This is a genomic window from Citrobacter sp. Cb023 (assembly GCF_030336805.1).
GTDB classification, from domain to species: Bacteria; Pseudomonadota; Gammaproteobacteria; order Enterobacterales; family Enterobacteriaceae; genus Citrobacter; species Citrobacter braakii.
Genome location: NZ_JAOWCV010000025.1, coordinates 100221 through 126248 on the forward strand (window position 1 = coordinate 100221; position 26028 = coordinate 126248).

Annotated in this window: 20 protein-coding genes; 10 read left to right on the forward strand and 10 right to left on the reverse strand. The window is 50.7% G+C overall.

Translation table 11 applies throughout. The features are described 5' to 3' along the window. Position 1: 1 nt before the first annotated feature. Both OGW44_RS01805 and OGW44_RS01810 read right to left on the reverse strand, forming a co-directional pair. On the reverse strand, positions 2 to 1234 hold the full coding sequence (locus tag OGW44_RS01805) for a GGDEF domain-containing protein (protein WP_016156622.1): 1233 nt from the start codon (positions 1232 to 1234) through the stop codon (positions 2 to 4). 67 nt (positions 1235 to 1301) lie between these two features. Further along, positions 1302 to 3416 (reverse strand): putative bifunctional diguanylate cyclase/phosphodiesterase, encoded by a 2115-nt coding sequence (locus tag OGW44_RS01810; RefSeq protein ID WP_141895304.1) that lies wholly within the window; start codon positions 3414 to 3416, stop codon positions 1302 to 1304. Between the two features lie 410 nt (positions 3417 to 3826). On the opposite strand from OGW44_RS01810, the gene OGW44_RS01815 reads away from it, so the two are divergent. The 4 genes from OGW44_RS01815 to dbpA all read left to right on the forward strand — a co-directional run bounded on the left by OGW44_RS01815 (position 3827) and on the right by dbpA (position 7921). Then, the gene (locus tag OGW44_RS01815) at positions 3827 to 4936 is read left to right on the forward strand and encodes a methyl-accepting chemotaxis protein (protein ID WP_016156620.1); all 1110 of its coding nucleotides are present in this window, start codon (positions 3827 to 3829) and stop codon (positions 4934 to 4936) included. A 156-nt stretch (positions 4937 to 5092) separates the two neighbouring features. Beyond that, a complete protein-coding gene (gene zntB, locus OGW44_RS01820) occupies positions 5093 to 6076 on the forward strand; it encodes a zinc transporter ZntB (protein WP_016156619.1) in 984 nt (327 codons plus the stop codon). Between the two features lie 275 nt (positions 6077 to 6351). Then, the gene (ynaL, locus tag OGW44_RS01825; RefSeq protein ID WP_016153197.1) at positions 6352 to 6519 is read left to right on the forward strand and encodes a proline-rich small protein YnaL; all 168 of its coding nucleotides are present in this window, start codon (positions 6352 to 6354) and stop codon (positions 6517 to 6519) included. A 28-nt stretch (positions 6520 to 6547) separates the two neighbouring features. Then, a complete protein-coding gene (dbpA, locus tag OGW44_RS01830) occupies positions 6548 to 7921 on the forward strand; it encodes an ATP-dependent RNA helicase DbpA (RefSeq protein WP_131350867.1) in 1374 nt (457 codons plus the stop codon). 49 nt (positions 7922 to 7970) lie between these two features. On the opposite strand, the gene ttcA is transcribed toward dbpA, so the two are convergent. The 5 genes from ttcA to nifJ form a co-directional block, all read right to left on the reverse strand. Beyond that, positions 7971 to 8906 carry a tRNA 2-thiocytidine(32) synthetase TtcA gene (ttcA, locus tag OGW44_RS01835; protein ID WP_016156617.1) on the reverse strand — a complete coding sequence of 312 codons (936 nt, stop codon included), beginning with the start codon at positions 8904 to 8906 and terminating at the stop codon, positions 7971 to 7973. A gap of 198 nt (positions 8907 to 9104) precedes the next feature. Next, positions 9105 to 9539 (reverse strand): universal stress protein UspF, encoded by a 435-nt coding sequence (gene uspF, locus OGW44_RS01840; RefSeq protein ID WP_016153190.1) that lies wholly within the window; start codon positions 9537 to 9539, stop codon positions 9105 to 9107. Between the two features lie 81 nt (positions 9540 to 9620). Next, complete coding sequence (locus OGW44_RS01845) at positions 9621 to 9833, reverse strand: KTSC domain-containing protein (protein WP_016153189.1); 213 nt, start codon at positions 9831 to 9833, stop codon at positions 9621 to 9623. 145 nt (positions 9834 to 9978) lie between these two features. Next, a complete protein-coding gene (gene ompC / locus OGW44_RS01850) occupies positions 9979 to 11112 on the reverse strand; it encodes a porin OmpC (RefSeq protein WP_016156616.1) in 1134 nt (377 codons plus the stop codon). Positions 11113 to 11478: 366 nt separating this feature from the next. Next, on the reverse strand, positions 11479 to 15003 hold the full coding sequence (gene nifJ, locus OGW44_RS01855) for a pyruvate:ferredoxin (flavodoxin) oxidoreductase (RefSeq protein WP_185654641.1): 3525 nt from the start codon (positions 15001 to 15003) through the stop codon (positions 11479 to 11481). A 274-nt stretch (positions 15004 to 15277) separates the two neighbouring features. On the opposite strand from nifJ, the gene OGW44_RS01860 reads away from it, so the two are divergent. Beyond that, positions 15278 to 15544 carry a putative hemolysin gene (locus OGW44_RS01860; RefSeq protein ID WP_045442854.1) on the forward strand — a complete coding sequence of 89 codons (267 nt, stop codon included), beginning with the start codon at positions 15278 to 15280 and terminating at the stop codon, positions 15542 to 15544. A gap of 13 nt (positions 15545 to 15557) precedes the next feature. On the opposite strand, the gene hslJ is transcribed toward OGW44_RS01860, so the two are convergent. Continuing rightward, positions 15558 to 15977, reverse strand: coding sequence for a heat shock protein HslJ (gene hslJ / locus OGW44_RS01865; protein WP_016153186.1), 420 nt, complete (start codon positions 15975 to 15977; stop codon positions 15558 to 15560). A 112-nt stretch (positions 15978 to 16089) separates the two neighbouring features. After that, positions 16090 to 17079 (reverse strand): 2-hydroxyacid dehydrogenase, encoded by a 990-nt coding sequence (locus OGW44_RS01870; RefSeq protein ID WP_003833196.1) that lies wholly within the window; start codon positions 17077 to 17079, stop codon positions 16090 to 16092. Between the two features lie 690 nt (positions 17080 to 17769). On the opposite strand from OGW44_RS01870, the gene OGW44_RS01875 reads away from it, so the two are divergent. The 4 genes from OGW44_RS01875 (at position 17770) to OGW44_RS01890 (ending at position 21241) form a co-directional block, all read left to right on the forward strand. Then, positions 17770 to 20409 (forward strand): YdbH family protein, encoded by a 2640-nt coding sequence (locus OGW44_RS01875; RefSeq protein WP_185654640.1) that lies wholly within the window; start codon positions 17770 to 17772, stop codon positions 20407 to 20409. Next, a complete protein-coding gene (locus OGW44_RS01880) occupies positions 20406 to 20597 on the forward strand; it encodes a YnbE family lipoprotein (RefSeq protein ID WP_016156612.1) in 192 nt (63 codons plus the stop codon). The genes OGW44_RS01875 and OGW44_RS01880 overlap by 4 nt, the downstream gene beginning before the upstream one ends. A gap of 7 nt (positions 20598 to 20604) precedes the next feature. Next, positions 20605 to 20928: a YdbL family probable chaperone protein gene (locus OGW44_RS01885; RefSeq protein WP_016156611.1), complete on the forward strand. Its 324-nt coding sequence runs from the start codon at positions 20605 to 20607 to the stop codon at positions 20926 to 20928. A 127-nt stretch (positions 20929 to 21055) separates the two neighbouring features. Further along, the gene (locus OGW44_RS01890; protein WP_016153181.1) at positions 21056 to 21241 is read left to right on the forward strand and encodes a hypothetical protein; all 186 of its coding nucleotides are present in this window, start codon (positions 21056 to 21058) and stop codon (positions 21239 to 21241) included. A gap of 43 nt (positions 21242 to 21284) precedes the next feature. Here OGW44_RS01890 and azoR read toward each other — a convergent pair whose 3' ends face one another. Beyond that, complete coding sequence (gene azoR, locus OGW44_RS01895) at positions 21285 to 21890, reverse strand: FMN-dependent NADH-azoreductase (RefSeq protein WP_006684422.1); 606 nt, start codon at positions 21888 to 21890, stop codon at positions 21285 to 21287. 201 nt (positions 21891 to 22091) lie between these two features. Here azoR and hrpA point away from each other — a divergent pair, with 201 nt between their 5' ends. Then, the gene (hrpA, locus tag OGW44_RS01900) at positions 22092 to 25994 is read left to right on the forward strand and encodes an ATP-dependent RNA helicase HrpA (protein WP_047498566.1); all 3903 of its coding nucleotides are present in this window, start codon (positions 22092 to 22094) and stop codon (positions 25992 to 25994) included. The last annotated feature ends 34 nt before the right edge of the window (positions 25995 to 26028 follow it).

The following is a 26028-nucleotide window of genomic DNA, read 5'->3' on the forward strand; positions in this document are numbered from 1 at the left end:
ATCAGGCGGCCAATACTCTGTTCCTGCCTTCGTGCTTGGCTTTGTACAACGCGTCGTCCACGCGTTTGAATAATTCATCAATACTTTCGTTCGTTTCGTGCCGCGCAACGCCAATGCTGACGGTAAAGCGGGGAAGACCAGGGAGAGTAACCTTGGCTACCGTCGCGCGGATCACTTCTGCAAGATTGAGGGCGACATCCAGCGAGGTTCGCGGCAGCAGCAGCACAAATTCTTCACCACCCCAGCGAAAAATAAGATCGTCTTTTCGTGCACAGGATTCCAGTGTGCGGGCCAGAGCGCAAAGCACTTCATCGCCTTTTAAATGACCGAAGAGATCGTTAATGCTTTTAAAACGATCGGTGTCGATCAATAAAAGGCTGTAGTCCTGCGTCAATGATACCGCATGCGTCTGCTCCGGCTCGGTTACCTGATAAAAATGTCGGCGATTAAGTAATCCCGTTAAAGGGTCACGCAGAGCGGCATGCTCAAGCTCCTGTTCCAGCCGTTTTTGTTCGGTAATGTCATGAATAATGCACAACATGAGTTTATTACCGTAAATTTCAATCGGTCCGGCGTAGGTTTGTACATGACGTGAGGTGCCGTCTGCCAGTTTATGGACAAAGTGCAAAGGCTTATGGCCGCCGGGCAGATGGGCGATTTCATGCATTACCGGCAATATATGGCGGCCCAGCATGTTGATCTCCCAGGTATGTTTCTGGCACATCACATCAAGGTTGTAACCATAAAAATTCAGGGCACTGAGGTTTGCATCAACGATCAGGCCATCGCGGGACGGATCAATCAGTAACATTGGCGCGGAGTTGGTCTGGAAAAAACGCGCATAAAAGCCCTGTTTTTTTCGTTGATAAGTTGCTGAACGGCTGGCTTTCAGACCTTGCGCAGTAGGCGTTTCAATGCCTTCGAAAAGGATAACATCCCCCACGCCCGGCAGAGATTTAATGGACAGGCGGCTAGCCAACGCGATTTCCTCACCATCGCGGTAAACCGTGAGGATCTCAACAACGTGATGATGATTGCTCAAGTCACTGAGATACATGGTTAAATCATTTTGAGAATGTGTTGAGAATATGCCCTTGCGCAGTGGGGAAAAACAGAGATCCTGCATTAGCTCACGTGCAACGATATTAGCGAACACCAGTTCTTCGGTTTGTGGCGAAACAATCCACACCGGAAAGGTTAACAAATCCAGTGAATGCAGCTCGGTTGTGCTCATCGATAATCCCGTTATCTTTATCTGCTGTGTTGCCCGTTTAATGGCGAATATTTTAGATATTACAGTCTCACAAAGTTATTGATTGTCGGTGAGACAAGGGTTGTACGACTGGCTTTTGTTTGATGCTGTTTTCTGATTGGATCAGTTCATGAATCTTATGCGCTGGCAGCGGTTTTGCAAACAGGAAACCTTGCAGCATGCTACATCCCATCTGGGTAAGAAGTAATTCCTGCTCCTGGGTTTCTATTCCTTCAGCCACCACGCGCATATTCATGGAGTGAGCTATGTCAATAATGGTAGACACAATTTTTGTATTTTTACTGTTCTCGCTAATATCTTTGACAAATATCCTGTCGATTTTTAATTCCCGTGCCGGAAGTGACTTCAACATCAATATATTTGAATAACCAGTGCCGAAATCATCAATAGAAACGGTGATCCCCAAAGCCGAAAAAGCATTCAGGATTTCAATACTGCGTTTTAAATTTTTAAGTGCAGTGCTCTCCGTGAGCTCCAGCGTGAGACAGGCAGGTGAAAGTTGGTATTGCGCCAGGGCGTTACAAACAACATCAATAATATCATGCTGTTCAAACTGAGCGGGGGAGAGGTTAACGGCGAGCGTCCATTCTGTATTCCCTTGTAATGTCCACTGATGCAACTGCAAACATGCCTGTTGGATAACCCATTTGCCGACGGGAATAATCAGGCCCGTTTCTTCCAGCGCAGGCAGAAATTCAGCCGGTAGCAGCATGCCGCGCTCCGGATGATGCCAGCGTAATAACGCTTCAAAACCAGTCAGGGAATGATCTCCGGCGGTATATTTAGGCTGATACCATAGCTCAAACTGGTTGCGTTCAAGCGCTTGTGAAAGTTCCTGTAGAAATGTCGGCGGCGTATCAGCGATAGCTTCCATCTGGGGACTATAAATAGCCCAGCCGTTTCTGCCCGCCTGTTTGACATGATACATCGCCATATCGGCCTTCACTTTTAGCTCATGCAGAGTCGAGCCATGTTCGGGATAAATACAGCTTCCCGCACTTAACGAAACCCGAATGGTATGACCGAATAAGGTAAAGGGGTCACCGATCGCATCTGAGATTCGCGCAAGCAAGGCGGAGATAGCCTGCTGGTTGCAGTCTGGAACCAGCAGGATAAATTCATCTCCCCCCAGTCTTGCCAGCGTCATTGAATCATCAAGGCAACTGTAGATACGCTGTGTACTAGCAATCAGCAGTTGATCGCCGATGTGATGCCCCCAGGTATCGTTAACGACTTTAAAACGATCGAGGTCGATAAATACCAACGCGAAATGCTGTTGATGCAATTTGGAATGCCGCAGGCAGGCTTGTAAGCGGGTATCTATTTGCGTTCGATTAGCAAGTCCCGTCAGCGCGTCGAAGTGGACCTGATGTTCAAGCTGGCAGTTCAACTGATGCAGGTTGTCAGCCAGTCGGGAAGTGCGCAGTTGTGAATCCACCATCGAGACGACCAGCATGATACCCAAAATAATCAGCGTGACGGCGCAGACCCAGACAGAGAGTTCCAGCGTACTGAGGCCATCGTGCGCAGTGTGTCCAAAATGGGTGAACGTTGCCGCTCCCATACCGGTGTAATGCATAGAAGCAATTGCCAGCGCCATAATAAGGGCAGCAATAAGTCGGTTAATCAGCACGCGACGGGTGTTTTGGCGTAAATGGAAGGCCAGCCATAAACCTACGCCAGACGCAACGACGGCAATAATCACAGAGAGCAAAATCAGCGAGCGATCCCATGAAATGGCCACATGTTCGATAATGGCATACATGCCAACGTAGTGCATCGTGACAACGCCGGCACTCAATATGCTGGTGGCAATGACCAGTCGTTTTGTTGATAACGTATTACCGGAAATAGCGATATTGATGGCGAGGGTTGCAGAAATGAGCGCAATAAAGAACGAAAACGCGGTGAGTGATAGGTGATAATTGATCGGCATAGTCATTTTCATGGCCAGCATACCGATAAAATGCATCGACCAGATCCCCATACCCAGCGTAGCGCCGCCAGATAGCCGCCAGAAGGTAGATTCACGTTTGCTGGAGATTGCTACCTTACCCGCACTGTCGAGGGCAATAAAGGAGGCAATAAACGCGACAACAAAGGAAATCCCAATCAATACAGGGTCCCACGACACGTGCAACATCTTACTACCTATCGAAAAAAAGCCGTGATGATAAATCTAGCAGGTTTTGTCCAGTTAACCTGATAAAACCAGGAATGTTCTTGTGTTTTTACAATGAGTATTAGAGCGAAGAGCAAGATATTGAAAATGATAATCCATTACTTATATAACCATTCATAAAAATTATGTTTCTGTGTGTTTTATGCTCGTCACGTGCTCGCCATCACAATAATCTGATGGTGGGGAACATTACCGCCATTGGCGGGATAAAGTGCTGAGCTATTATGAATGGCTAGTGTAATTTATTGACTTAAGTAAAAGGTCTGCTGGCTCTCATTGAAAGTTCAGCTTTCGTCACAGAGCAATGGAAATCTGTATTGCAGATGCTATAAAAATAACATCCACGTTATTTCTTGGTGCACAGGGTTAAAATGTTAAATGATATTAGCGTCAGAACCTTTATTGTTTTATTTCTGCTCATTACAGCGGTTGCGCTCAATGTTGTTGAAATGATTTTTTCGGCTACCCCAGAAATTATTATTGGCACTAATGCGGTAAGCATTATTTCTATATTATGTTTGTGGTGGTACATGACGAAATATCTGGTCATGCCGATTAATACGGTTAAAAGAAGCATTGAAGAAGTAACATCCGGGAATCTGGCAATCAGTATTCCCGAATTTGGTAATAACTGTGCGGGTAGACTAATTCCTGGCATCAATAGTTTATCAAGTAATATTTCAGCACTCGTTAATGAGATCAGAACATCCTCGCAAACGGCGATGGCGCTTTCTGAACAGCTGGCGGAACGCAGCGCCGAGCTTTCAGTGAAAACAGAACAGCAATCCGGAGCATTAATGCAGACGGCTGCCAACATGGATGAAATAGCGGTTAATACGCGGAATAATGCTGATAACACGCAAATAGCCAGCGCCCAGGCAACAATTGCCACGCAATGCGCACGTCAGGGTGGCGAATTAATGGTGCAGGTTGCGACAAATATGCGTTCAATTACCGAATGCGCACAGCAAATGACAGAAATTATTACGCTGATAGATGGTATTGCATTCCAGACCAATATTCTGGCATTGAATGCTGCTGTGGAAGCTGCAAGGGCCGGTGAACATGGCAAAGGTTTTTCTGTGGTGGCCGGTGAGGTAAGAATGCTTGCACACCGCAGTGCAGATGCAGCTAAGAATATTAAGCAACTGATTGCCCAAACCCATCAAAATGTTCAGCAAGGCGCTGCTATTGTGCGTGAAGCTGAGAAAAACATGCATGATATTGTCGGGGGGGCCGGGCAATTAAACCAACTGATGGGCGAGATATTAACCACTACGCAGGAGCAGGAGAAAGGAATAATCAGAATTACCCATGCTCTGGCCGAACTGGAGAACGTCACCCAAAGTAATGCCATTATGGTTGATGAGCTTTCTGACTCCTCAGGTATCCTGAAAAACCAGGTGATTGACCTTCAATCGCGAACGCATAAATTTCGCTTAAGTCATGCGCTTGAATCAGAGAGACGCCAGCGGGCCTGAGACGGTCATCTCGTAACCAGCGCCGCATTCGTCGGCGCTTTTCTTATTATCAGATACTTTTTATGAATCATTTCAGCACAATGGGACAATGAGATATTGCTTAACATATTCTGACAGCTAGACTAACGAAAAAAGCTGAATGTTTGTGGAGGCGCTGTGGAAGCCATTAAGGGAACGGATGTTAATGTGCCGGATGCCGTGTTTGCCTGGCTGTTGGATGGCCGTGGTGGGGTGAAACCACTGGAAGATAACGATGTTATCGACAGTCAACATCCCTGCTGGCTGCATCTTAATTATACCCATTCTGAAAGCGCGCAATGGCTGGCGACAACGCCTTTACTTCCCAATAACGTGCGTGATGCGCTGGCGGGTGAAAGCACGCGCCCACGCGTAAGCCGGGTAGGGGAAGGTACGTTGATTACGCTGCGCTGTATTAACGGCAGCACCGACGAGCGACCTGACCAACTGGTTGCGATGCGCTTATATATGGATGAACGTCTGATTGTCTCAACGCGTCAGCGTAAAGTCTTGGCGCTGGATGATGTGGTCAGCGATCTCCAGGAAGGCACGGGAGCGGCTGATTGTGGTAGTTGGCTGGTGGATGTTTGCGATGCACTAACCGATCATGCCAGTGAGTTTATCGAACAACTGCACGATAAGATTATCGATCTGGAAGATAACCTGCTCGATCAGCAAATTCCGCCGCGTGGTTTCCTGGCATTGCTGCGTAAGCAGTTAATTGTGATGCGCCGCTATATGGCGCCTCAACGCGATGTCTATTCCCGGCTGGCGAGCGAACGTTTTTCCTGGATGACCGACGACCATCGGCGGCGGATGCAGGATATCGCTGACAGGCTAGGGAGAGGGCTGGATGAAATAGATGCCTGTATTGCCAGGACCGGTATTATGGCGGATGAAATTGCGCAGGTTATGCAGGAGTCTCTGGCTCGCCGAACGTATACAATGTCATTGATGGCAATGGTTTTTCTTCCCAGCACATTTTTAACCGGGCTGTTTGGCGTTAACCTCGGCGGTATCCCTGGCGGTGGCTGGCAGTTTGGCTTCTCACTTTTTTGTATTCTGTTAGTGGTCCTGATTGGTGGTGTTACTTTATGGTTGCATCGTAGTAAATGGTTGTAACAACAACGTTTTTTAGTGACTTTTGCGCATGAAAACGTCCTGGTTTTTGAGCGAAGTCAATAAACCATCTACCTATTCGGGGCAATATCTCTCTCGCAGGTGAATGCAACGTCAAGCGATGGGCGTTGCGCTCCATATTGTCTTACTTCCTTTTTTGAATTACTGCATAGCACAATTGATTCGTACGACGCCGACTTAGATTAGTCGGCTTTTTTTTGCCTGCAGGAAATCAGCGTCTACCCTAAAAGAGCCAACCTGAATAACTGGAGGGGTATATGAACTGTCTGATTGCAACGCCGCACACTGATTCGCTACCGACCGACCCGGTTCCCATTCCCGATCCCATACCTCGTCCGCAGCCAATGCCGGATCCCCCACCGGATGAAGAGCCGATTAAATTGTCGCATCGCGGGCGCAGATCTGCGAGGATACGCGCCTGCTGATTGTGAGTTTTTACCGCGAGATTAAATTGTGACCGCTTTTTCAACCCTGAATGTTTTACCTGCTGCCCAACTCGAGAATCTTAACGAGCTGGGTTATCTTGAAATGACGCCTGTTCAGGCTGCTGCGTTACCGGCAATTCTGGCGGGGAAAGATGTTCGCGTGCAGGCTAAAACCGGCAGTGGCAAAACGGCGGCTTTTGGTCTTGGATTATTACAGCATGTTGATGTCGCGCTGTTTCAGACGCAGTCCCTGGTGCTGTGCCCAACGCGCGAGCTTGCTGACCAGGTGGCGGGTGAGCTGCGTCGCTTAGCGCGCTTTCTGCCTAACACCAAGATCTTAACGTTGTGCGGTGGGCAGCCCTTTGGCGCACAGCGTGACTCCCTGCAGCATGCGCCACATATTATTGTCGCAACGCCGGGGCGTTTACTCGACCATCTGCAAAAAGGCACTGTTTCTCTGGATGCCCTGAATACGCTGGTGATGGATGAAGCCGATCGCATGCTGGATATGGGCTTTAGCGATGCGATTGATGATGTCATTCGCTTTGCGCCGGCTTCGCGTCAGACCTTACTGTTTTCTGCGACCTGGCCGGAAGCCATTGCCGCCATTAGTGGCCGGGTGCAACAAAATCCATTAACGATCGAAATTGATACCGTTGACGCGCTGCCGGCGATTGAGCAGCAGTTTTTCGAAACTTCCAGCCACGGCAAAATTCCGCTGCTGCAAAAATTGCTCAGTCAGCATCAACCTGCATCATGCGTAGTTTTTTGTAATACCAAAAAAGATTGTCAGGCCGTGTGTGACGCACTGAATGCGGCGGGGCAAAGCGCGCTCTCACTGCATGGCGATCTTGAGCAGCGCGATCGCGATCAGACGCTGGTGCGTTTTGCCAACGGCAGCGCGCGCGTTCTGGTTGCTACCGATGTGGCCGCGCGTGGTCTGGATATTAAATCACTTGAGCTGGTGGTTAACTTCGAACTGGCGTGGGATCCGGAAGTCCACGTCCATCGTATCGGACGTACCGCGCGTGCCGGCAACAGTGGTCTGGCGATTAGCTTCTGTGCACCGGAAGAAGCGCAGCGAGCCAATATTCTTTCTGAAATGCTGCAACTGAAGCTGAACTGGCTGCCAGCCCCAGCTAACGGCCCAATCCTGCCGCTGGAAGCTGAGATGGCGACGTTATGCATTGATGGCGGTAAAAAGGCTAAAATGCGTCCCGGCGATGTTCTCGGCGCGCTGACCGGTGATATTGGTCTGGAAGGCGCCGATATCGGCAAAATTGCCGTTCATCCGGCGCATGTCTATGTCGCTGTTCGCCAGACTGTAGCGCATAAGGCATGGAAGCAATTGCAAAACGGTAAGATAAAAGGCAAGACTTGCCGGGTTCGGTTATTGAAATAACCACTCGTCGGAGCGCCTGATGGCGCTCCGCTTATCCGGAACTATCGACTTACTTCACTTCCACGACGTTCAGGCGCAGCTCATCCAGTTGAGCATCGTCTTCTTCTGGCTGCCAGCCCGCAGGCTGCAACGGGATCTCTTCACGATCGAACGCTAAATCACCGCCGTCCACAACCTCTGAACCGTGCCTGATGCCTTTAAAATCGAACAGATTGATATCGCTCAGATGTGAAGGTACAACGTTCTGCATTGCGCTGAACATGGTTTCAATACGCCCTGGATAGCGTTTGTCCCAGTCGCGCAGCATATCGGCAATGACCTGACGCTGCAGGTTAGGCTGTGAGCCGCACAGATTACATGGAATAATCGGGAAACCTTTCGCTTCGGAGAAACGCTCGATATCTTTCTCACGGCAGTAAGCCAGCGGACGGATAACGATATGTTTACCGTCATCGCTCATCAGTTTCGGCGGCATACCTTTCATCTTCCCGCCGTAGAACATGTTTAAAAACAGTGTTTGCAGGATGTCGTCGCGATGGTGGCCGAGCGCAATCTTGGTGGCGCCTAACTCAGTTGCCGTGCGGTACAGAATGCCGCGACGCAGGCGAGAGCAGAGCGAGCAGGTCGTTTTGCCTTCAGGGATTTTATCTTTGACAATCCCGTAGGTGTTTTCTTCGACAATTTTATACTCCACGCCCAGTTGCTCCAGATACTCCGGCAGAATGTGCTCCGGGAAGCCAGGTTGTTTCTGATCGAGGTTAACCGCAACTAAGGAAAAACTGATCGGGGCGCTTTGCTGCAAATTACGCAGGATCTCCAGCATGGTATAGCTGTCTTTCCCCCCGGAAAGGCACACCATAATACGATCGCCGTCTTCGATCATATTGAAGTCGGCAATGGCTTCGCCCACGTTACGGCGCAGACGTTTTTGCAATTTGTTCAGGTTGTATTGTTCTTTCTTGCTAATATCTTGATTTTGCGACATTTAATAGAGGCTCAATTCATAGTGTGGCATCAGAAGAGTATGCATCACGCCGGATAGTCCGGCAAAAGAAGTCTGATATAAAAACTGTGGCGTGTATGGTACGGATAAGCGGGAAAAATGTCAGCACATTTAGGACAGGAATCGTGGGGTATAAGAGGTAGAAACAAAAAGCCCGCAGCGATGTGCGGGCCAGACAGCTTAGCGGACTACCAGTACCGAACACTCCGCATGACGCACCACGGCTGCGGCGTTAGACCCCAGCAGGTAGGTGGTGATGTCAGGTCGATGTGAGGCAATAATGACCATATCAGCCGGTAATTTTTTGGCCATCTCCAGAATCTTATCTTTTGGCGCACCTTCTGTGACATGAACGTGCACTCTGTCCGTTGGGATATTGAACTTCTTGATAATCTCTTCCAGTTGAGATTTTGCTTCGGCTTTCAGATCTTCCATGGCCGGTAACTCTGCCGAGTAGGCCAATCCCAGGGAAGCATAATAGGGCAGTGACGGAATTACGGTCAAAAAATGAACCTGTGCATCGTCAATTTTTGCCTCTGCTTCAACATGGGCAATAACACGTTGAGTTAATTCTGAGTCTGAAATATCGATGGGTACAAGAATCGTTCTGTTCATAAAACCTCCTGTTTAAGTATCCACCCAAAGCTTACCGCGTAATGGCACTTTATGTACAATGACAAAGATCACATTTTGGCATCACTTTATTTTTATTTCAGGAAACTTTCCTTTTATTACTCCATCGTAAAATCGACCTTTAGAAACGACGCTCAGGAAATCACGAAAAATACGAGCAGGGACATGCTGATATTGCAGAGTAGACAACTGGTGAAAGCGAATTTCTAGCGTGCGGGAGGATTCGTCATAGCCGACGGATGCAATACGGGATGATTTTACAGGATGATGATTCATTGCAGGTATCCTCTACTACAGGTCTTAATGCAAGATATCATCTATCAGAGATGTGTTTTAGCGCAACAGATATAATGTTTTGATCTGGATAAAACAGAATTGTTAGAACATAAAGAGAGCCCGCTGTTGCCAGCGGGCTGACGGATTAGAACTGGTAAACCATACCCAGTGCTACTACGTCATCGGTAGAGATGTCGTTTTGGCTGTAGAAGTTTTTATCTTCATCCAGCAGGTTGATTTTGTAATCAACGTAGGTGGAGAAGTTTTTGTTGAAGTAGTAAGTAGCGCCAACGGATGCGTATTTCACCAGATCCTGGTCGCCATCAGATCCGTTTACACCCAGATCCTTACCTTTAGACATCAGGAAAGAAACTTCCGGACGCAGACCGAAGTCGAACTGGTATTGCGCAGTCACTTCAAAGTTCTGAGTTTTGTTGGCAATCGTATTATCACTACCGTTTGAGCCACCATAAGGGGTCATGTTGCGGGTTTCGGAGTACATGGTTGCCAGGTAGATGTTGTTCGCGTCGTATTTCAGACCGACTGTCCACGCGTCAGCTTTATCACCGCCCGCGGTAGAATCGTTAACCTGCTCGTTAGTACGGTCAGAAGAGGTGTATGCTGCACCGAAGCTTACACCCATACCCAAATCGTAGGTCGAGGAGATACCGAAGCCGTCACCGTTGGAGTTCTTCATGTTACGATCGTCGCCACCGTTATTGGTGCCTTCCTGCTCTGGTGACTGATTTTCGTTCGCGCCCTGGTACTGCAACGCCACGTTCAGACCGTCAACCAGACCAAAGAAGTCGGTATTACGGTAGGTCGCCACGCCGTTCGCACGACCGGTCATGAAGTTGTCTGCTTTGGTGTAAGAGTCGCCACCGAATTCCGGCAGCATATCGGTCCAGCCTTCAACGTCGTACATTACGCCGTAGTTACGGCCGTAGTCGAATGAGCCGTAGTCGCCGACTTTAATACCTGCGAATGCCAGACGAGTCCAGGAGTCGCCTTTATCACCTTCGGTGCCGTTAGCCTGAACCTGATATTCCCACTGGCCGTAACCGGTGATCATATCGTTAACCTGAGTTTCGCCTTTGAAGCCCATACGCATATAAGTCTGATCGCCATCACTGTTAGCGTCATCAGAGAAATAATGCAGGCCGTCTACTTTGCCATAGAGATCTAATTTGTTGCCGTCTTTATTATAAACTTCAGCCGCGTGAGCAGCGCCTGCAGCCAGCAGGGCAGGAATTACGAGAGCCAGTACTTTTCTGTTCATTGAAATAATCCTTTAGTTTTTTTATTAACCTGTGACTACCCATGTAGGGAGTAAAAGCATGCTAAAGGAGAAGTTCCGTAAAGGGATAAATATGAATTGTTACGCCTTAAGTAAAACCTTAAAGAAATAATTCTACGGAAATGATGATAATTGTGGTGAATGTATGGATGGTAAATATATAAAATAAAAATTATACAAGTGAAGTGTGTTGGGCTATTCTGCGCCTGTTATATGCCTTTATTGTCACGTTTTATTTTTCGTTGACGTATTGATAGCTATTATTAATTAGCCAGCGAATAAATTGACAAGCCCGAACAACTGTTCGGGCTTTTTTTTGGGTTCCAGGTTAATACTGAGATAAACGCATTACTCGATACCGCTCTTTTCCGCTTTTCCTGCCAACTGCGCAAGGAAGTCGTAGCGTTTTTGCAGATCGGCTGCGGCGTCTTTCCAGAGCTGTTCTGCGACTTCTGGCTGTTGGGCATTCAGGCGACGGAAGCGCTGCTCGTTAAGCAATGTTTCGGCCAGGGCGTCAGACGGTGGGCGAGAGTCCAGCGCCAGCGGCAGCTTACCTTCATCTGCTCGACGTGGATCAAAGCGGTACAGCGGCCAGAACCCGGTTGCCGTGAGCTGACGCATCTGATCATGGCTTAGTGCGAGATCGTAACCATGCTCTTCACATGGGCTATAGGCGATAATCAGCGACGGACCTGGATAGGCCTCCGCTTCCTGGATAGCTTTCACCGTCTGGTTCAACTGCGCGCCCAGAGAGATTTGTGCAACATACACGTGCCCGTACATCATCATACTGACGCCAAGATCTTTGCGAGCTTTGCGTTTGCCATGCTCACCAAATTTAGTGACAGCCCCGAGCGGCGTAGCTTTCGACGCTTGTCCGCCTGTATTGGAGTAACACTGGGTATCCAGTACCAAAATATTGACGTTCTCGGTCAGGCTCAGGACGTGATCCAGTCCCCCAAAACCAATATCGTAAGCCCAGCCATCACCGCCAATCAGCCAGATAGATTTCTCGACCAGCGCATCGGCATCGGTTAACAACTGCTGTGCGCCGTCGACATCTTTCAGGTGCTGGCGCAGTGCTGCAACTTGCTCACGGCGCACCTCTGGCGTAGCTTCAGCGTGCAGGGCGTCATTCAGTTCAGCCGGAATGTTATCGGCAAACTGTTCCACTAAACGCATGACGCGTACACGGTGCTGATCCACCGTCAGGCGGAAGCCCAGCCCAAACTCGGCGTTATCCTCAAACAGGGAGTTTGCCCACGCAGGCCCGCGACCATTGGCGTCGGTAGTATAAGGCGTTGAGGGCAGGTTACCGCCATAAATTGATGAACAGCCGGTCGCATTGGCGATCAGCATGCGGTCGCCGTACAACTGCGTAAGCAATTTAATATACGGCGTTTCACCACAGCCAGAACAGGCACCAGAGTACTCAAACAGCGGCGTTATCAACTGCGAGGTACGAATATCAATGCGTTCCAGTTTAGTGCGATCGATTTCCGGCAGATTGAGGAAGTAGTCATAGTTAACTTTTTCTTCTTCCACGTGCTCAAGGCGCGACATCATATTGATGGCCTTGATCTCCGGGTTCTGGCGATCTTTCGCCGGGCATACTTCGACGCACAGATTACACCCGGTGCAATCCTCTGGCGCAACCTGCAGGACATATTTCTGACCGCGCATATCGCGTGATTTCACATCCAGAGAATGCAGGCTGGCAGGGGCATTTTCCATCGCTTCTGGTGAAACCACTTTGGCGCGGATAGCCGAGTGCGGACAAGCGGCTACGCAGTGGTTACACTGGGTACACAGCTCTTCTTTCCAGATGGGGATCTCTTCAGCGATATTGCGTTTTTCCCAACGCGTGGTGCCCATCGGCCAAGTGCCGTCTGGCGGCAGCGCTGAAACGGGGAGGGCATCGCCCAGACCGGCGAGCATCGCCGCGGTGACGGTTTTCACGAAATCAGGTGCGGCATCAGAAACCACCGGTGGGCGATTAGCGCTATGTGGATCAACTGGCTGAAGCGCCACTTCGGCGACGGATTCACGCGCCAGGGCCAGCGCCTGCCAGTTACGTTCAACCAGATCCTGCCCTTTGCTGCTATAGCTTTTCGCAATCGCACCCTGCAATTCAGCCAGAGCGCTGTCGCCTGGTAAGATTTGCGTCAGATGGAAGAACGCCATCTGCATAACGGTGTTAATACGTGCAGCCAGACCGCACTCGCGGGCGATTTTGGCCGCATTAATCACGTAGAAACGCGCTTTCTTCTGATTCAGAACAGCCTGAACTTCCTGCGGCAGACGTGTCCAGACTTCATCCACACTGTACGGGGTATTAAGCAGGAATATACCGCCAGGTTTCAGGCGCTCAGCCATCTGATACTTATCGATAAATTGCAACTGGTGACAACCAACAAAATCGGCTTGCGACACCAGATACGCTGAGCGAATAGGTTGTTCACTAACGCGCAGGTGAGAAACCGTCAGACCGCCTGCTTTTTTCGAGTCATAGACGAAATAACCCTGCGCATACCACGGCGTAGAGTTACCGATAATCTTGATGTTATTTTTAGTGGCCGACACGCTACCGTCACTGCCCAGCCCGTAAAACAGCGCCTCGAGCTTCGCGGTACCGGGCAGGGTGTTTTCCGGTAACGGTAGCGACAAGTTGGTGACATCATCATAGATACCGACCGTAAAGCGAGATTTCGGCTTCGCGCTACTCAGCTCATTAAAGACCGCCATGACGCAGTCCGGGCCAAACTCTTTGGAAGAAAGGCCATAACGCCCGCCAATCACGCGCGGTAGCGTTTCTCGTTCGCCGCAGTTAAAGGCTTCCGCCAGCGCAGTCATTACATCCAGATACAACGGTTCAGCTTGCGCGCCGGGCTCTTTGGTGCGATCCAGGACGGCGATGCTCCGTACCGTTTCCGGCAGGGCGCGCAGTAAATGTCTGGCAGAGAATGGGCGGAACAGACGCACTTTCAGAACGCCTACTTTCTCGCCGCGTGCCAGCAGCTCTTCGACGACTTCTTCACTGGTTCCAATCGCCGAGCCCATCAAAATAATGACGCGTTCTGCCTGCGGATGACCGTAGTATTCAAATGGCTGGTACTGACGGCCCGTCGCAGCAGCGAAATCGTTCATCGCCTGTTCTACGTGATCGTAAACCGCGTTGTACCACGGGTTTGTTGCTTCGCGTGACTGGAAGTAGGTGTCCGGGTTCGCAGACGTACCGCGAATAACCGGATGCTCCGGGTTGAGCGCGCGCGCGCGATGAGCATCGATTTCCGCCTGCGGCATCAGCCCGAGGATTGTGTCATCGGCCAGCGGCACTATTTTATTGATTTCATGCGATGTGCGGAAACCATCAAAGAAATGAATAAACGGGACCCGGCTTTTCAGGGTGGCCATTTGCGAAATTAGCGCAAAGTCTTGTGCTTCCTGAACGCTGCTGGCGCACAGCATTGCGCATCCCGTCTGGCGCACCGCCATCACGTCGGAATGATCGCCAAAGATGGATAATGCGTGAGTGGCAATCGTACGCGCCGCAACGTGCAGCACAAACGGAGTCAACTGACCGGCCAGTTTGTACAGCGTCGGGATCATCAGCAACAGGCCCTGCGATGAAGTAAACGACGTAGAGAGCGCACCGGTCTGCAACGCGCCGTGAACGGTCGCTATCGCACCGCCTTCCGACTGCATTTCTACGACACGAGGGGTATCCCCCCACACGTTTTTAAGCCCGTTCCCGGCCCAGGCATCCGCCTGTTCAGCCATCGTCGAACTGGGCGTAATCGGGTAGATGGCGATAACCTCGCTGGTACGAAATGCGACCGAAGCAACCGCACCATTACCGTCAATTGTGATCATACTGACACCCTTACATTGCGCAAAAAAAGGGACACGCGTAACAGCGGCGAATCCTGTAGTTATCCTTTTAGTTTAGCAAAAGCGCTAAAGACAGATTTTCGCTTTTGTGTCCCCCGAATAAACAGAATGAATGGTTTGATCAAAGGAGCAGCCAAAAAATTGCCAGAAAATGTAAACAGTGCGCATAAATGCGCATATTGCCTCTCGACGGCGGTGTTTCCGCTGCCTATTATTTATGGCTGTGTCGTTTGGTTAATATTCAGAGGGGAGTAAGATGCGCGCAGCGTTTTGGGTAGGGTGTGCCGCGTTATTATTATCGGCTTGTAGTAGTGAACCTGTTCAGCAGGCAACCGCCGCGCATGTCGCACCGGGGATGAGGGCCGCAATGTCCAGTTCTGGAGAAGCTAATTGCGCCATGATTGGTGGTTCGCTCTCCGTTGCCCGTCAGCTTGATGGTTCAGCTATCGGAATGTGTGCGTTACCCAACGGCAAACGCTGTAGTGAGCAGTCGCTTGCCGCCGGAAGCTGTGGCAACTATTAAGCCACCGCGTTTGCTACATTAAATCCGCGAGTTTATACGTCAGCGTTTGTTCTGCTGTCGCCAGTGTTAACTGGTCAGCAGTCAGATCGACCTGTGCGCCTTGCTTAAACATGTCGCTGACGATCCCGTCGAGCGCGTTAAGCTGTGGATCGGCGCACATCATGCGGGTCATCGCCATATCTTTAACCTTCAACTCGCCGTCGGACAGTTTGCCCTGACCGTGGAATTGATTACACATCTTTCCCGATACCGTCATGTTTTCGCCAAAACTCAATTCGGGTGGGTTATTAGCGACGGTGACGGCTTTACCATTCACGCTCTGCAAAACGAAGCGGTGATGCTGCAACTGTTCGCGATTGACGGAAACTTTTCCATTGCTCACACAGCCAGCCATCAGCATGCTGAGCGCAATCAACGTGACAACTTTTTTCATTCAATTTCTCTACGTTTGTGACGGGAATACATTCAATATAATAATGATACTGAAGATTTTAGCATCGGTGATTATCTGAAAATGCCCCCCTGAATCCAGGGGAGCACAGGGATTAGAAGAGGGCGTTTGGACAGGTTTCGCCTTTAGAGATCTGTGCCAGATTTTGCAGCGTGGTCTCAGAAATGCTGGTCAATGCTTCGGCCGTCAGGAACGCCTGGTGACCGGTGAACAGCACGTTATGACAGGCCGACAGGCGGCGGAACACATCATCCTGAATCACGTCATTGGATTTATCTTCAAAGAACAGGTCGCGTTCGTTTTCATACACGTCCATACCCAGAGAACCAATTTTCTGGTTTTTCAGCGCATCGATAGCGGCTTGTGAATCGATCAATGCCCCGCGGCTGGTGTTAATAACCATCACGCCATTTTTCATTTGCTCAAAGGCTTCGTGATTGAGCAGGTGATAATTCTCCGGCGTTAACGGACAGTGCAGGGAGATGACATCGGACTCCGCGAACAGCGTTTTAAGATCGACATATTCAACGCCTAACTCCAGTGCGGCAGCGCTTGGGTAGGGATCAAACGCCAGCAGGCGCATCCCAAAACCTTTCAGGATCCGCAGTGCCGCAATCCCAATCTTACCGGTACCGATCACCCCAGCTGTTTTGCCATACATGGTAAAGCCGGTCAGCCCCTCAAGAGAGAAGTTGGCATCACGAGTACGCTGATAGGCGCGGTGAATACGGCGATTCAACGTCATCATCATGCCAATCGCATGTTCAGCGACGGCTTCCGGTGAATAGGCTGGCACACGGACGACCTGCAGGCCGAGCTCTTTTGCCGCGTCGAGATCGACGTTATTGAAGCCGGCGCAACGCAGCGCAATATATTTCACGCCATGCTTTTTCAGCTCTTCCAGAACAGGGCGGCTGCCATCGTCGTTGACGAAGATACAGACAGCTTCACAGCCATGGGCTGTTTTGGCTGTTTTCTCCGTCAGCAGAAAGTCAAAGAATTCAAGTTCAAAACCAAAAGCCTCGTTAACCTGCTGCAGATACTTCTTGTCGTACTGTTTTGTACTATAGATGGCGAGTTTCATAAGACTTTCTCCAGTGATTTTGACGTCACATTAATCCAATTCAAATTATTTTACAAAATCTAAAAAGTTATTGATAGTCATAGGCGTAATGAATAATTTCAGCGCATCTGTTGTTAGTGTGGGCAGGTTACTCAATTTCAACAACTGGATATTTTTCCGTCCAACTCAATACCCGTAATCGATGCAGGTAAAAAGCCAGCCGAATCACATCCAGACAGCTACGCTTATACAGGTAGCAAATATCGGGAGGGGTCATGTTAACTCACTCTGAAGCAAAGCGATGGGCCACCTTAATGCTTAAGGCGGCATTATGTGATGGTATGAAACCTGAGGAGATTTCCCGGCAGGTACATCTGGTCTGCGATCATCATGGTAGGGAGTGCCTCGAAGAGCTCATTGAGGAAATTCTGATAGAAGCTGGTCGTTTAGGACCTAAACATAGCGATGGAGAACTGAGGCCTCATTGAGTCTGAGTTCTTTATATTCCCGACGGCACGTGTAACAGCGTGCCATATAAAATAATGCACTATCTTATTGAATTTATTATTATTTTATTAATTCTCGTTGATTGATAAATAGTGCATATACTTCATGGGAATTTATTCTTAATGTGGGCATATCCTGTTAAACATGCCACAATACTGGCCTAAACCGGCTTAAATTTTCGCTAAATCAGGATATTAACTACCCATGAAGGGTAAATATAAAGCCGCTCTGGCACTTCTCTTATTATTGATTCTCGTGCCGCTGACGTTGGTCATGACGCTTGGCCTGTGGGTTCCTACGCTGGTGGGCGTCTGGTTACCTGTTGGCACGCGCATCGCGCTGGATGAGAGCCCACGGCTGACACGGCATGGGCTGCATATTCCGGAACTCCGTTATCTGGTCGATGATTGCCCGCTAGCGCGCATTACTCAGGCCGATCTTTCTCATCCCAGCCGCTGGTTGCTCAATGTCGGGACAATTGAGCTGGATTCCGCTTGCCTGGCTAAATTACCGCAGACAGAAGCGTCTCCGGCAGCGCCCAAAACGCTGGCTGAATGGCAATCGATGCTGCCCAATACCTGGATTAACATCGACAAAGTTATTCTCTCCCCCTGGCAGGAGTGGCAGGGAAAACTGTCTCTCTCGCTAACGCCATCGACCCAGCAACTGCGCTACCAGGGTGAAAAAGTGAAATTCCAGGGGCGTCTGCACGGGCAAAATCTCACGGTAAATGAGCTGGATATAGCCGCGTTTGAAGGGCAACCGCCGGTAAAACTGGTCGGTGAATTTACCATGCCGCTGGTTCCTGATGGACTACCGGTGAGCGGTCATGCGGTTGCTACTCTGAGCTTGCCGCAGGAGCCCTCACTGGTGGACGCCGAACTGGAGTGGCAAGAAAACAGCGGACAACTGATCGTCATGGCGCGGGATAATGCCGATCCGTTGCTCGATCTTCCGTGGGAAATAACCCGTCAGCAATTAACCATCAGCGACGGTCGCTGGAACTGGCCTTATCAGGGATTCCCGCTCAGCGGGCGGTTGGGCATGAAAGTTGAAAATTGGCAGGCCGGGCTGGAAAATGCGGTGGTGAGCGGGCGTCTGAACATACTGACCCAAGGTGATGCAGGTAAAGGAAACGCCGTATTAACGCTGGGGCCGGGTAAGCTGGGTGTGGATAGTAGCGACATGCCGTTACAGTTGATAGGCGAGGCGAAACAGGGTGACCTGACCTTCTACGCCAAATTACCCGCCAGACTCACCGGAAGCCTGAACGACCCGCAGCTGGCTTTCGAGCCAGGAGCGTTGCTGCGTTCGCGTGGACGGGTGATTGACTCGCTGGATATTGACGAAATTCGCTGGCCGCTGGCGGGCGTAAAAGTAACGCAGCGCGGCGTAGATGGTCGTCTGCAGGCTATATTGCGCGCGCATGAAAACCAGATGGGCGGTTTTGAATTGCATCTGGATGGTCTGGCAAATGATTTTCTCCCTGACGCGGGTCGCTGGCAGTGGCGGTACTGGGGCAAAGGCAGCTTTACGCCAATGCATGCGCGTTGGGACGTGGCGGGTAAGGGCGAATGGCATGACAACACCCTGAAGCTTTTTGATCTCTCCACCGGATTTGACCACCTGCAATACGGCACCATGAAGGTGGAAAGCCCGCGCCTGGTGATGGACGAGCCGATCGTCTGGGTACGGGATGCCAACAAACCGACTTTCAGCGGCGCGCTGTCGCTGGACGCAGGGAACACTACCTTTACCGGGGGGAGCGTGTTACCGCCGTCAACCCTGAAGTTCAGCGTGGAAGGCACCGACCCGACGATTTTCCAGTTTAAAGGCCAGCTTCACGCGGGCGCGATAGGTCCAGTACAGGTAAATGGCCGTTGGGACGGGATCCGTCTGCGCGGACAGGCCTGGTGGCCAAAACAATCGCTCACCGTATTCCAACCGCTCATCCCACCAGACTGGAAAATGAAGCTACGTGAAGGTGAACTGTATGCGCAGGTTGCGTTTTCGGCTGCCCCGGAACAGGGCTTTGAAGCGGGCGGCCATGGGGTATTAAAAGGCGGTAGCGCCTGGATGCCCGATAACCAAATTAATGGCGTCGATTTTGTGTTGCCTTTCCGGTTTAGTGAAGGCGCATGGCAACTGGGTACGCGTGGACCTATTTCACTGCGTATTGCGGAAGTGGTGAATCAGGTGACGGTGAAAAATATCGCCGCCGATCTACAGGGGGCGTATCCCTGGAGTGAAGACAATCCGTTACTGTTAAGCGATGTCAGCGCCGAACTGCTGGGGGGCAAAGTCATCATGCAACAACTGCGGATGCCGCAGCACGATCCGGCATTATTACGGGTGCAGAATATCTCTTCCAGCGAGCTTATCAGCGCGGTTAATCCCAAGCAATTCGCCATGTCTGGCCCGGTCAGCGGTGCGTTGCCGTTATGGCTGGATAACGAAAAGTGGATCATTAAAGACGGCTGGCTGACCAATCCGGGGCCTATGACGCTGCGTATTGATAAAGACACGGCGGATGCCGTCGTCAAAGATAATATGGCAGCCGGTGCGGCCATTAACTGGCTGCGTTATATGGAAATAAGCCATTCCTGGACGAAAATAAATTTGGATAATCTCGGTGTCTTAACCATGCAGGCAACCGTAACTGGCAATAGCCGGGTGGATGGCAAAGTGGGGACGGTTAATTTGAATTACACCCATGAGGAAAACGTCTTTACGCTATGGCGTAGTTTGCGTTTTGGCGACAATTTACAGGCATGGCTTGAACAAAATGCAGCGCTGCCGGAATCCCATTGCCCGGAAGGCAAGGAATGTGAGGAACAACAATGAAAACGATAGCTGCCATGCTGGGTCTGCTGGCTTCATCTCTGCTAATCGGTTGCACACCCAGAATCGAAGTGGCTGCGCCTAAAGAGCCGATCACTATTAATATGAACGTCAAAATCGAGCATGAGATCCATATCAAAGTCGATAAAGACGTTGAGAGCTTATTAAAATCGCGCAGCGATTTGTTCTGAGGTCACGATGAAAAAACAGCTTGCAGTGATCCTGGTGGCATTGAGTTTATTCAGTGGCAATGGGTGGGCATTGACCTTGAATGAAGCCAGATCCCAGGGGCGGGTGGGCGAAACGCTTAATGGTTATCTGGTGGCATTGCAAACCGACGCCGAAACGCAGGCGCTGGTGAGTGAGATTAATAAAGCACGGAGCGCCAGCTATCAGCAACTGGCTGAGAGCAATAACATTCCTCCAGATGAAGTGGCGAAAATGGCCGGACAAAAGCTGGTCGCTCGGGCTAAACCAGGGGAGTACGTCCAGGGCATCAATGGTAAGTGGTTGAGAAAATAATAAATCTTCTCTGCACACAACCAGAGAGGCACGACGCTGACTTATTCATCGACATCGCAATAGTTGCCACACGGCATCAAACTGAGGCTGATATAGTTCAACACCGGTCGCGTTGCGGAGTGAAATCATGTGGCTTTTCAAGTGGTATGTCTGGAATCGTTGGATATTCAAGCTGTTAAGCCGGGATGTTGCCGAGCCAGAACAATTTTTGCTGCATTGCTGGGAAGAGAATCTGGCGAAGTGCAGAGATTATGCAACCATCTGGCGCGATATTAACCGCATTCACGGCAAACAGGTGCAGGTAAAGAAGTAAATGCTGGAGAAACCCTCCCACCGGATGGTGAGAGGGTGAAGTATCAGGCAGCGACGACGCTGTCGATAGCGGCTTTCGCATCGGACTGCGCTTTGGACGCCACTTCCGGGCCGTACGCAATGCCTTCAGCAAAGACGACGTTCACGTCGGTGATGCCGATAAAGCCCAGGAATACGTTCAGATACGGCGTGATCAGGTCGGTCGGCGTATCTTTATGGATACCACCACGGCTGGTCAACACGACTGCGCGTTTACCCGTCACCAGACCTTCCGGACCTTTCTCGGTATAACGGAAAGTCACACCTGCACGGGCAATCAGATCGAAATAGTTTTTCAGCTGGGTTGGGATGTTGAAGTTATACATCGGCGCGGCGATAACAATCACATCATGCGCTTTCAGCTCAGCAATCAGCTCATCGGACAACGCCAGCGCTTCCTGCTGACGCGGTGTCAGCGGTGCATCGCTCGGGCGCAGCGCACCCACCAGTTCGCCATCCAGTACCGGAACAGGATTTGCAGCCAGGTCACGGACGGTGATTTCATCAGCGGAGTGCTTTTCACGCCACTGTTCAACAAAATAATCAGACAACTGACCAGACTGAGAGTACCCTGCCAGAATACTGGATTTAAGAACTAATACCTTGCTCATGGGTGTTTCCTTTTATGTGTTTGAAGGGGGAGTGCCCCGTTGCTTGTTGACACTTTATTCACAATCCTGTCGCAGTGATAGCGCAATATATCGAATCCTATGTTCGAAATTATTGAACAACACATGAAAAGCGCTGATGTGGTACTCTATACCTATCATCTAAAAGAGATTTAACCCGGCAGAGCACTGCCTTTTAACGCTATGACAGAACAACAAAAATTAACCTTCAACATGTTGCAGCAACAGCTGGATTCACTGATGCTGCGTGACAGACAGCGTTTTGCCCGCCGTCTGCAGGGCGTGAAGAAGGTTAAAAATCCTGATGCACAACAGGCCATTTACCAGGAGATGGCAAAAGAGATTGATCACGCTGCAGGTAAAGTTGTGCTGCGTGAAGCCGCGCGTCCGGTCATCAGCTACCCGGAAAACCTGCCCGTCAGTCAGAAAAAACAGGATATTCTGGAAGCGATCCGCGATAACCAGGTGGTGATTGTCGCCGGGGAAACGGGGTCAGGGAAAACCACTCAGTTACCCAAAATCTGTATGGAGCTCGGGCGCGGGGTAAAAGGGTTGATCGGCCATACCCAGCCGCGTCGCCTGGCGGCGCGTACCGTGGCGAACCGTATTGCAGAAGAGCTGCAAACCGAGCCGGGCGGTTGTATCGGTTATAAAGTCCGTTTTAGCGATCATGTCAGCGACAACACCATGGTTAAGCTGATGACGGACGGTATCTTGCTGGCGGAAATCCAGCAGGATCGGCTGCTGATGCAGTACGACACCATCATCATCGATGAAGCGCATGAGCGCAGCCTGAATATCGATTTTCTGCTCGGCTATCTGAAAGAGCTTCTGCCGCGCCGTCCGGATCTAAAAATTATCATCACTTCGGCGACCATCGATCCGGAGCGTTTTTCAAAGCATTTCAATAATGCACCGATTATCGAAGTCTCTGGTCGAACCTATCCGGTGGAAGTTCGCTATCGTCCAATTGTTGAAGACGCAGATGACACCGAGCGTGACCAATTGCAGGCAATTTTTGATGCCGTAGATGAGTTAGGCCGTGAAAGTCAGGGCGACATTTTGATCTTCATGAGCGGCGAGCGCGAAATCCGCGATACCGCCGATGCGCTGAATAAGCTGGATTTGCGCCATACCGAAGTGCTACCGCTATATGCGCGTCTTTCCAACAGCGAGCAGAACCGTGTGTTCCAGTCGCACAGCGGTCGCCGTATCGTGCTGGCGACCAACGTGGCGGAAACCTCGCTGACCGTTCCGGGGATCAAGTATGTGATTGATCCGGGTACTGCGCGTATCAGCCGTTACAGTTACCGCACCAAAGTTCAGCGCTTGCCGATTGAACCGGTGTCGCAGGCCTCTGCCAACCAGCGTAAAGGCCGTTGCGGTCGTGTTTCGGAGGGGATCTGTATTCGTCTGTATTCCGAAGACGATTTCCTGTCGCGCCCGGAGTTTACCGACCCGGAGATTCTGCGTACCAACCTGGCGTCCGTTATTTTGCAGATGACTGCCTTGGGGCTGGGCGATATCGCGGCGTTTCCGTTTGTTGAAGCGCCGGATAAACGTAACATTCAGGACGGTGTACGCCTGCTCGAAGAACTGGGGGCGATAACCACCGACGAACAGGCAACCGCTTACAAACTGACGCCATTGGGCCGTCAGCTCTCGCAACTGCCGGTGGATCCACGCCTGGCTCGCATGGTGCTGGAAGCGCAAAAACATGGCTGCGTACGTGAGGCGATGATTATCACCTCGGCGCTGTCTATTCAGGATCCGCGCGAGCGCCCGATGGACAAGCAGCAGGCCTCCGACGAGAAGCATCGCCGTTTCCACGACAAAGAGTCTGATTTCCTCGCATTTGTGAATCTGTGGAACTATCTCGGCGAGCAGCAGAAAGCGCTGTCGTCAAACCAGTTCCGTCGTCAGTGCAAACTTGATTTTCTGAACTACCTGCGCGTGCGTGAATGGCAGGATATCTACACGCAACTGCGTCAGGTGGTGAAAGAGTTAGGGATTCCTGTTAACAGCGAACCCGCTGAATACAGAGAGATCCACGTCGCGTTGCTGACCGGTTTACTGTCACATATCGGGATGAAAGATGCCGATAAACAGGAATTTACCGGGGCGCGTAACGCTCGCTTCTCGATCTTCCCAGGCTCTGGTCTATTTAAAAAACCGCCGAAGTGGACGATGGTAGCGGAGCTGGTGGAAACCAGCCGCCTGTGGGGACGTATTGCTGCACGCATCGATCCTGAGTGGGTCGAACCGGTTGCCCAGCATCTGATCAAACGTTCATACAGTGAACCGCACTGGGAACGTGCGCAGGGCGCAGTGATGGCAACAGAAAAGGTTACCGTCTACGGTTTACCGATTGTTGCAGCTCGTAAGGTGAACTACAGCCAGATCGATCCCGCGTTGTCGCGTGAACTGTTCATCCGCCATGCTCTGGTGGAAGGCGACTGGCAAACGCGCCATGCGTTTTTCCGTGACAATTTGAAGTTACGCGCAGAGGTGGAAGAGTTAGAGCACAAATCGCGCCGTCGCGACATTCTGGTTGATGATGAGACGCTATTTGAGTTTTACGACCAACGCATCAGCCATGATGTAGTCTCCGCGCGTCACTTTGACAGCTGGTGGAAAAAGATCAGCCGTGAAACGCCGGATCTGCTCAACTTTGAAAAGAGCATGCTCATCAAAGAGGGTGCGGAAAAAATCAGTAAGCTGGATTACCCGAACTTCTGGCATCAGGGCAATCTCAAACTACGGTTAAGTTACCAGTTCGAACCCGGAGCCGATGCGGACGGTGTGACCGTACATATTCCGCTCCCGCTGCTCAATCAGATCGAAGAGAGCGGTTTTGAATGGCAAATTCCGGGGCTGCGCCGTGAACTGGTTATCGCCCTGATTAAGTCTCTGCCGAAACCGGTACGACGCAACTTTGTGCCCGCGCCAAACTATGCGGAAGCGTTTTTAGGCCGCGTCACGCCGCTGGAACTGCCGCTGCTGGACTCGCTGGAGCGTGAACTGCGCCGCATGACCGGCGTGACCGTTGACCGTGAAGACTGGCATTGGGATCAGGTGCCCGATCACCTAAAAATCACCTTCCGGGTAGTGGATGATAAGAACAAAAAGCTGCAGGAAGGACGTTCGCTACAGGATCTGAAAGACGCACTGAAGGGTAAAGTGCAGGAAACATTGTCTGCGGTGGCGGATGACGGTATCGAACAGAGCGGGTTGCACATCTGGAGCTTCGGTCAGCTTCCGGAGAGTTACGAGCAAAAACGCGGTAACTATAAGGTAAAAGCCTGGCCAGCGCTGGTGGATGAGCGTGACAGCGTTGCCATCAAACTGTTTGATAACCCGCTGGAGCAACAGCAGGCGATGTGGTGCGGTTTACGCCGCCTGTTGTTGCTGAATATTCCTTCACCAATCAAATATTTGCATGAAAAACTGCCCAACAAAGCCAAGCTGGGGCTGTATTTTAACCCGTACGGTAAAGTGCTGGATTTGATTGACGACTGTATATCCTGTGGTGTGGATCAACTGATCGACGCCAACGGTGGTCCGGTGTGGACCGAAGAAGGCTTTGCGGCGCTGCATGAAAAAGTGCGGGCTGAACTGAACGATACGGTGGTGGATATTGCTAAGCAGGTCGAACAAATTCTGACCGCGGTGTTTAATATCAACAAACGTCTGAAAGGGCGCGTGGATATGACCATGGCGCTGGGGCTTGCGGATATCAAATCGCAGATGGGCGGGCTGGTGTACCGTGGATTTGTTACCGGCAATGGTTTCAAGCGTCTGGGCGATACGCTGCGTTATTTGCAGGCTATCGAAAAGCGTCTGGAAAAACTGGCTATCGACCCGCATCGTGACCGTGCGCAGATGCTGAAAGTGGATAGCGTGCAGCAGGCCTGGCAGCAGTGGTTCAATAAACTGCCTCCCGCTCGCCGTGAAGATGACGATGTCAAAGAGATCCGCTGGATGATAGAAGAGCTGCGCGTCAGCTATTTTGCCCAGCAGCTTGGTACGCCGTATCCGATTTCCGATAAACGTATTTTGCAGGCGATGGAGCAAATTTCGGGATAAATCGGTACCAGACAGCATACCGGGTAAGGTGACG